The following is a 7994-nucleotide window of genomic DNA, read 5'->3' as shown; positions in this document are numbered from 1 at the left end:
CATTTGTTTCATCGAAACTTTGTTTAGTTTTCAAAGATCTACTCATCAGCTATCAACAACTGACAACTTTTATATCATATCAAGTCATCATATGTTTGTCAACAACTTTTTTGTTTTTTCTTATCTCTCATATTGCCACATCATTTAATGTAGCAATACATGACACGTATTACTATACACTTTTTTTAAATCTCCGTCAAGCAATAATTTTGCGATTATTTAATAAAAAAACCTCATAGTCATCAACTATGAGGAAAAAAGGAGTTTAATATGTTTAGTATCAATTATTAGGGGAAATAATCAATACTTTTAAATCTCAAAAATATTTCAGGGGGAGATATCAACTAACTATTAACTAGTTGATACTCATATCATATATTTCATTTATGAAGAAATTGTGAAGAAAAAATTCAATATTTCTTACAAATCGTTCTTCACTTTCCTCTCTTTATCCAAATAAAAAACCTCCACATTACAATATGGAGGTAAAAGGAGTTAGTTACATACATCATTCAGGGGGGATGCATGTTAATTTCGTTTACTTTCGGGGGAGAAGAGTAAATGAAAGGTTAATATAGAAAATCTATATTGCTATTAGGTTATGCTCTTATACTACTGTTTATTTTTGAATAATATATGAAAATTCCGTTTAAAAATTGTTTTCTTTCTTCTATAAATTATATAACTAATTATATTGCAAGCAATATAATTGATTTATCCCAACTTTTGAGTATCATTAAAGATATAGATAGTAAATCATTTTATCTAGGGGGTTACATTTATGAAAATAACAGTTACTGATGATGCAGCAAAAAAATTACAACGTTATACAGATGATCCTAACGCAGTTTTATTGCTTGATTTTGATGATGGTGTTGGTGCCCTATCAAAAGTTGGAGTTTGCTCTTTAAATAGTGACTTTAGAATTTTAGTTGTGTCTAAAGATATGGACTATAAAAAAGATTATAATGAAGTAATTGATTCCAATATTGGAAAATTCTACTATAAAGGTTACTCCAAAATGTATATGGATGATAATATGAAAATTTCTTTGAATACTAACAATTCTCTTCTTCGTTTGACTGGAGATAATTCTGGCGAACTTATGCCCGCATTAAGTATTCAAGATTTCAGATAATAATATACTTTCTAACTGCTTTATCTTTTAAGATTCAGCAGTTTTTTTGTTGGAAAAATTACTATACATATTAATCTATGTTGCAAATGTCCTCTGATTAAACTAAACTTAAAGTAAAAAATAGAAATATAGGTATCGGTTAATGAAAAAATTATTTTTAATAGTATTTACAGCTTTTTTTGTCGTGCTTTCATTTTTAAATATTCCAGTAGTATCTGCTAGTTCTTCTCATCATCGCAAAGCACATACTCATTGGAAAAAAGTAACAGCTCCTGTTAGTTTCCCAATCTTGATGTATCATAGCATCGCAAATATCCCGGGAAATAGTTTATGCCTACCTCCCGAACAATTTGAACATCAGATGGAATTATTACATAAGGAAGGATATTACACCCTTACTCCTAATGAAGCATATCGTGTTCTAACAAGGCAAGAGGTACCAGTTGGTAAAGAAAATAAAATTGTTTTTATTACTTTTGATGATGGTTATGAAAATAATTATTCTTCGGCTTATCCTATTCTAAAGAAGCTTTCTTTACATGCAACAATTGGTATGATTACCGACAAGATTAATACACCTGATATGCTTTCAACTAACGAATTAAAGAAATTACGTAAAGAAAAATTGGTCAGTATTGCTAGTCACACCGTTTCACATACTGAACTCAATACTTTAAATACTGAGCAACAATTAGTAGAAATGGCTAACTCTCGTGGGCTACTCAATCGTTCTCTAAAACAAAATACCATTTTACTTATATATCCTGTTGGTAGATATACTCCAGCCTCACCTTTCATCGCTCAACGTGCTGGATATAAATTTGCACTTACTACTAAACCTGGATTAGCAAATGCCAGTCAAGGTTTATACGAACTTCATCGTCAACGTGTCATTCCTAATATGTCTGATGAAAGTTTTAACCAATTGTTATCAGGAAATTAACTTACTATATTATAAGGAGGTTTTACCATGAGAAAAAAATTATTTCTTATACCACTTTTTATATCTTTATTTTTATTAGGGGCTTGTAGCAACAATTCAACTTCTCAAAACTCTGAATCTAGCAATAGTTCTAGTTCTGTCAAGACTTCTAAATTAGTAAAAAGTTCTAGTCAAAAAAAATCTAGTTCAAATAAGTCTAGTAGCAGCAGTTCACAATCTTCTAGCTCTAGCAGCGAAGTAGCAAGTGATTCTTCAAACGTAATCCCTTCAAGTTCTGTTTCTGCTTCAAGTCAATCACAAGATGTTACTACAGATAACAATTCTGTTTTAACTTCATTTTTAAACGCTTCAGGTGTTCAACTTGGAAATGGTGATATTGCTTTTATAACTGGGGAAAATAATGGTATGTATGAAATTGAAATTCGTACTCAATCTCCTGGTAGTACTGCGGTTGCTAATCTAAAGGGAATTTATCATTATAATCCTACTACTGGTTCTATTCAAAAAATGGATCCTACAACAGGCGTCTTTAACTAATTTTCTTTTTAATATGACAATTAGCGACAAATTCAAGCTACCGAAAAACTTGAATTTGTCGCTAATTTATTTCCATAATTGCTTTTATTATTACTTTAAGATTTCCTTCACTACTTGTATTTCTTCTTTTAATTGATCATTTCCTTTTAGCCACACTAATGAGATAGGATGAGCCACTTCCATATTTTTTATCTTTATCTTCTGAATAATTCTATCATCCAACTCATCTGTTAATAAACATTGATAACAGAATCCTATCCCTACTCCATCTAATAGCATTCTTCTAAATAAACTTAAACTCCCAATTTGGTATTCTTGTTTAAAATCTATTGGACTTAAATTTCTCATACCCAATATTTGTCTTGTTATTTCTAACGAACCTGACCCTTGTTCTCGATAAATTAATGGATAATTTATTAGTTCCCGTAAATCATATTCTTTATTTGCTTCTATACCTAATTCCCTTTTTCCTACTGCAATAAATGGTTCATTTCTAATGATTACTTTATCATAGTCATCTTGCTTAAAATTACCCTCAATCAATGCAAAATCTATTTTTCCATTATTAAGAGCTTCTAAACATTGTTGAGTATTAAAAGTTTGACACACAATTTTCTTACTTCTCTGACTTCTATAGTAATCAACAATTTTCCATGCATCATTATTACTAAGTGAAAATGTTGTTGCAAAATTCAATGGGCTACTTTGCTTATCAGATAATTTCATTTTTATTTTTATATTTTTTGTTTGTACTTTCACTGATTCTGCAAATTTCAATAATTCTTTTCCCTCAGTTGTTAAAAATAATTTCCTCTTTTCATAGTTAAATAGCTTTACTCCAAATTCTTCTTCCAATTGTCTAATTTGTTGAGACACTGCTGGTTGACTTATAAACAAACTTTCTGCCGCTTTGGTATATGACTTTAGATGGGCTACCATCATAAACGTTTCAATTTTATTATCTAACATTTTATTCTCCATAATTTATACTTATGATAACATAGTAATTCATTATTTAATTTTATCAAAGGTTTTTGGTACATTTATTATAGAAAATATTTACAAAGAGGTGTTTATATGACTATATTTAAAAAACGTGCATTTTGGCTCGCTGCTCTTCTTACTTTTATTTGCTCTGTCCTAGGTAGTTTTTTAGCAAAACTTCCTTACCTTAGTTTAATTGGAGCTTTAGTTCTTTCATTATTGTTAGGAATTGCATTCCAATCATTTCCTCAAACTATTAATAAAGCTTCCTCTGGAATAGGTTTTATTTCTAATAAATTTCTCCGTTTAGGGATTATCCTATTAGGATTCAAGCTTAATCTCATAACTTTAGCTAATGCAGGAATAAAAACCATTATTCTTTCAATTATTGTCGTAAGTGGTATGATTACTCTCACTTATTACCTCTGTAAAAAATTTGGTGCTGAATCTGAATTGGCTATCCTAACTGCGTGTGGTTGTGGAATTTGTGGTGCAGCTGCTGTAATGGGTGTTTCCCCTCAAATAGAAACTACTAATGAAGAAAGAAAACGTGAAAATGAAGTTTTAGCTGTTGCAGTTGTCTGCGTAATGGGTACTGTATTTACTTTGATTGAAATTTTTCTAAAACCATTTATCGGATTAGATGCCAGCCAATTTGGTATTATGGCGGGTGGATCACTTCATGAAATTGCTCATGCTGTAGCTACTGGTGGTGCTGGTGGTGCAATCAGTCTTCAAAATGCAATTATTATGAAATTATCCCGTGTCCTACTTCTTGCTCCTGTAGCACTTCTAGTAGGTCTTTGGTATCGTAAAAAAATGGCTGCAAATACCCTTAATACTAAAACTACTAATTCTAAATTACCTATCCCTTGGTTTTTAGGTGGTTTCATCTTAACTAGCATTATTGGTACATTTGTTCCATTCATCGCACCTTATCTCGATAGCCTTGTTCAAATCGCTTATCTCTTTTTAGGTATGGCTATGGCTGCATTAGGCATGTCTGTAAACTTTAAAGTTATCTTCAAGCGTGGTAAAAGTGTATTTTCAGCTGCTGCAATTAGCTCTACTGTTTTATTAATTTTTATGATAATTGCCGCTAAAGCCTTATTTTAAGTTGATTACGAACACATAATAAAAAAGCATTATGAGAAATCTCATAATGCTTTTTTCATACTAAAGATTGTTACATCCTACCAAACGAACAGACCAACCATAGCAGCAGAAAGGAGTGATACTAGAATACCGGAAACTAACATATAACCAACATTCTTAGAAATTAAATCATTCTTTTCTTTATTTACAATACCCTTAAAGCATCCAATAATCATACCAATAGTTGAGAAGTTAGCAAAGGATGTTAAAAATACTGTTAACATTGCTCGATAATGAGGATTAAACGCGTGTGTACTAATTGTGCCTGTAACCTTACCCATTACAACAAATTCATTTGTTACCAACTTCATACCCATGTATTGAGCAAATTGGAAAGAGTCTTGAACATTCAAACCTGTTAACCATGCAAATGGGAACATTACAATTCCTAAAATGTGTTCTAAAGATAACCATGGATTAATATATCCTAAAAGCTTATCAATTAATGCAGCTAAAGCAACAAAAGCAATAACGTTAGCAGCAATGATTAATACCAAACGACCAGCACCTAAGATAGAATCACCTAAGAATGAGAAGAATGGTTCTTTTACTGCATTACCTTCAGCATCAACATCGCCTACTTCAGTTTCAGCAGCTGCTGATCCCTTCATTGTAGCAACTGTATCTTCTTCTTTAGTTACTGTTACTGGATTCAACATAGATGTCACAATCAAAGCATTAATAACGTTAACTGGAACAGCAGTTAAAATATAACTACCTGGCATCATTTGAGTATATGCACCAATAATTGAAGCAGTAACACAACTCATAGACATCATAGCCAAAGTTAAGTTACGTTCAGCCTTCATTTGCTTTAATTGCAAACTTGAAATAGCCAAAGCTTCTGTGTTACCTAAAAACATCATTTCAATAGCAAAGAAAGATTCAAATTTAGGTTGACCTGTCAACCAAGAAAGTCCTCTTCCTATCCACTTAATAACCCAAGGTAAAATACCAATATATGTCAAGATATCGAATAAAGGAACGATCATTAAAATTGGTAGAAGTACAGAAACAAACCAGTCCATTTGCTTAACTTTAACCATACTAGGAACCGCAAATTCGATACCTACATAGGCAACTTTCATTAATTCATTAAATCCAGCTGCAGCTCCATCAACAATTGCACGTCCGATTGAAAAGCTTGTTAAGAACCATGCCAAAAATAAGTTAAATAATACCATTACAGCGATGGCACGCCAATTAATTTGCTTACGATCCTTAGATAAAAGCCACCCAATCGCTAAAAAGACAAGTACACCAACAATATTTATCGCTAGATACACGATTTTTCCTCCTTGAATAAGTACGTATTAAATTTTCAGTGTTTTCATTTATGCTAACAATCTTTACATAAAATTAAACATTTCAAGTATACATGATTTCATTTGTTCTTTGCAATCTTTTATTGAAACTTAATTTTTTTAACATGTTAATAATTAAAAAATAAACTTATCCACATAAGTATATTTGAGATATTATATTTTTATTCACAAAAAAAGTATCCATCGTACTCGCGATGGATACTTTTATAATGCTATTTACGTTTACTCTTATAGGCCTTACGCTTAGCTTTAGCCAATTTACGTTGGCGAGCCTTCTCTTTACGTTCTTTTTCTTCACGTTCCTTTCTAATTTTGAAAGGATTATTGATAAGTAACGTTTGTCCTGCTGAAAACAAATTAGTAATTACCCAATATAAAGAAAGTGCAGCAGGAACATTTAATGCAAATACAAAAATCATAATCGGCATAGACCATGTCATTACCGTTGTTATTGTATTTTGTTCAGGTTGCGCCATTGAGTTCAATTTAGAAGTTAGCCAAGTAAAAATTGCAGCTAAAATTGGTAAGATATAATATGGGTCTTTATCTCCCAACTGCATCCAAAAGAATGTACCTGACTTCAAAACATCTGATCTAAAAATAGCTTGGTACAAAGCAAACAAAATTGGCATCTGTACAATTAAAGGAAGCATACTTGCAAAAGGATTAATTCCAGCTTCAGAATATAATTTTTGCTGTTCCTTAGCCAACATTTGTCTTGATTCCATATCTTTTCCAGGATATTTTTCTTGCAATGCTTTTAATTTGGGTTGCAATTCCATCGTTTGACGCATACTCTTCATTTGATAAATCATTAGCGGCAAGATGATGATACGAACAATAATTGTAAAAATTACAATTCCCCAGCCATAGCTATTTCCAAAAATATGACTTAATCCTTGAATAGCACGAATGAAATTCCACACAATATAATGATCCCAAAATCCCGTGCTACTAGCATCTACCTTAGTGGTTGGAGTACACCCTGACAATACAACTACCATCAGAACTAGTGAACTCAGCAGAACTAAACTGCGTTTTAACTTTTTCACTGTATATGTACCTCTCTTACGTCATTCTCCTAATACTTTGGCTAATTTCAAAACATGCTTTAGATGTTCCTTTACTTCAGCCATTGACATATAAGCAACAGTTGGTCGTGCAATCACAAGAAAATCGCAATCCTGCTTCAACTGAGGCTTCAATTCAGTTAAACTTTGGCGAATACGACGCTTTACCCAATTGCGAGCTACCGCATTTCCAATTTTTTTACCAACTGAAATTCCTACTCGAAAATGCTTTTGATCAGGCTTTTCTAGCATGTAAACCACAAATTGGCGGTTAGCACAAGACTGTCCTTGAGTAAAGACTGTTTGAAATTCCGCTTCTTTTTTGACGCGATATGACTTTCTCATAATTAAATCTCCATGAAAAGTCTACATAAGAAAAAAGACCACTGACGGTCCAGTGGCCTATGCAGACAATACTTTTCTACCTTTACGGCGTCTACGTGCTAACACATTACGACCGTTACTTGTACTCATACGTTTACGAAAACCATGTACACGTTGACGATGGCGTTTCTTTGGTTGGTAAGTTCTCTTCATTGATATACACCTCCTCAATACCCTTACTTAACAATGATACTGATTACTTTACTAAAAAGTAGTTAAAATGTCAAGCTCAAACTTACTTATTAATGTTATCATACTTTCTACTAAAAAAAAAGTAGCATTTAAATAATGAAACATCTAATTATCCACAAAATCTATAGTTACACGTTAATTTATTGTGATTCTTCAAAAAATTTCTTTCTAACAATTCACAGAGTTTTTCATAGAAAAATTGTAATTCAACACCCTGTTAATAACTTTATCCACAAACACAACCTTCGTTGTTCATAACTAGTATA

Annotated in this window: 9 protein-coding genes; 4 read left to right on the top strand and 5 right to left on the bottom strand. The window is 31.8% G+C overall.

Annotated elements, in window-relative coordinates:
* Positions 1-781 precede the first annotated feature (781 nt).
* The 3 genes from OZJ21_RS09685 (at position 782) to OZJ21_RS09675 (ending at position 2618) form a co-directional block, all read left to right on the top strand.
* Positions 782-1138, top strand: a complete 357-nt coding sequence (locus tag OZJ21_RS09685; protein WP_081533315.1) for an iron-sulfur cluster biosynthesis family protein — start codon at positions 782-784, stop codon at positions 1136-1138.
* 142 nt (positions 1139-1280) lie between these two features.
* Entirely contained in the window at positions 1281-2081 is an 801-nt protein-coding gene (locus OZJ21_RS09680) for a polysaccharide deacetylase family protein (protein WP_003701400.1), read from the top strand.
* 27 nt (positions 2082-2108) lie between these two features.
* Complete coding sequence (locus OZJ21_RS09675; protein ID WP_160993978.1) at positions 2109-2618, top strand: hypothetical protein; 510 nt, start codon at positions 2109-2111, stop codon at positions 2616-2618.
* Positions 2619-2708: 90 nt separating this feature from the next.
* On the opposite strand, the gene OZJ21_RS09670 is transcribed toward OZJ21_RS09675, so the two are convergent.
* Positions 2709-3587 carry a LysR family transcriptional regulator gene (locus OZJ21_RS09670; protein ID WP_160993979.1) on the bottom strand — a complete coding sequence of 293 codons (879 nt, stop codon included), beginning with the start codon at positions 3585-3587 and terminating at the stop codon, positions 2709-2711.
* Between the two features lie 108 nt (positions 3588-3695).
* On the opposite strand from OZJ21_RS09670, the gene OZJ21_RS09665 reads away from it, so the two are divergent.
* Positions 3696-4718 (top strand): YeiH family protein, encoded by a 1023-nt coding sequence (locus OZJ21_RS09665; protein WP_003701403.1) that lies wholly within the window; start codon positions 3696-3698, stop codon positions 4716-4718.
* Between the two features lie 77 nt (positions 4719-4795).
* Here OZJ21_RS09665 and OZJ21_RS09660 read toward each other — a convergent pair whose 3' ends face one another.
* From OZJ21_RS09660 to rpmH, 4 genes are all read right to left on the bottom strand, one after another.
* A complete protein-coding gene (locus OZJ21_RS09660; RefSeq protein ID WP_003701408.1) occupies positions 4796-6043 on the bottom strand; it encodes a NupC/NupG family nucleoside CNT transporter in 1248 nt (415 codons plus the stop codon).
* Positions 6044-6294: 251 nt separating this feature from the next.
* Positions 6295-7134: a YidC/Oxa1 family membrane protein insertase gene (locus OZJ21_RS09655; RefSeq protein WP_003705633.1), complete on the bottom strand. Its 840-nt coding sequence runs from the start codon at positions 7132-7134 to the stop codon at positions 6295-6297.
* Positions 7135-7155: 21 nt separating this feature from the next.
* The gene (gene rnpA, locus OZJ21_RS09650; RefSeq protein ID WP_003701410.1) at positions 7156-7497 is read right to left on the bottom strand and encodes a ribonuclease P protein component; all 342 of its coding nucleotides are present in this window, start codon (positions 7495-7497) and stop codon (positions 7156-7158) included.
* Between the two features lie 57 nt (positions 7498-7554).
* Complete coding sequence (rpmH, locus tag OZJ21_RS09645) at positions 7555-7689, bottom strand: 50S ribosomal protein L34 (RefSeq protein WP_003701411.1); 135 nt, start codon at positions 7687-7689, stop codon at positions 7555-7557.
* Positions 7690-7994: the final 305 nt, after the last annotated feature.

The sequence above is a fragment of the Ligilactobacillus sp. UO.C109 genome (assembly GCF_026847815.1).
GTDB classification, from domain to species: Bacteria; Bacillota; Bacilli; order Lactobacillales; family Lactobacillaceae; genus Ligilactobacillus; species Ligilactobacillus salivarius.
Note: the sequence above shows the minus strand (reverse complement) of the source record. Positions and strands in the feature narration are given on the sequence as shown.

Bases quoted from the DNA above. Each gene is read 5' to 3' on its own strand.
- OZJ21_RS09685 (WP_081533315.1), top strand. From the start codon at position 782: ATGAAAATAACAGTTACTGATGATGCAGCAAAAAAATTACAACGTTAT.
- OZJ21_RS09665 (WP_003701403.1), top strand. From the start codon at position 3,696: ATGACTATATTTAAAAAACGTGCATTTTGGCTCGCTGCTCTTCTTACT.
- OZJ21_RS09670 (WP_160993979.1), bottom strand. From the start codon at position 3,587: ATGTTAGATAATAAAATTGAAACGTTTATGATGGTAGCCCATCTAAAG.
- rpmH (WP_003701411.1), bottom strand. From the start codon at position 7,689: ATGAAGAGAACTTACCAACCAAAGAAACGCCATCGTCAACGTGTACAT.
- rnpA (WP_003701410.1), bottom strand. From the start codon at position 7,497: ATGAGAAAGTCATATCGCGTCAAAAAAGAAGCGGAATTTCAAACAGTC.
- OZJ21_RS09675 (WP_160993978.1), top strand. From the start codon at position 2,109: ATGAGAAAAAAATTATTTCTTATACCACTTTTTATATCTTTATTTTTA.
- OZJ21_RS09680 (WP_003701400.1), top strand. From the start codon at position 1,281: ATGAAAAAATTATTTTTAATAGTATTTACAGCTTTTTTTGTCGTGCTT.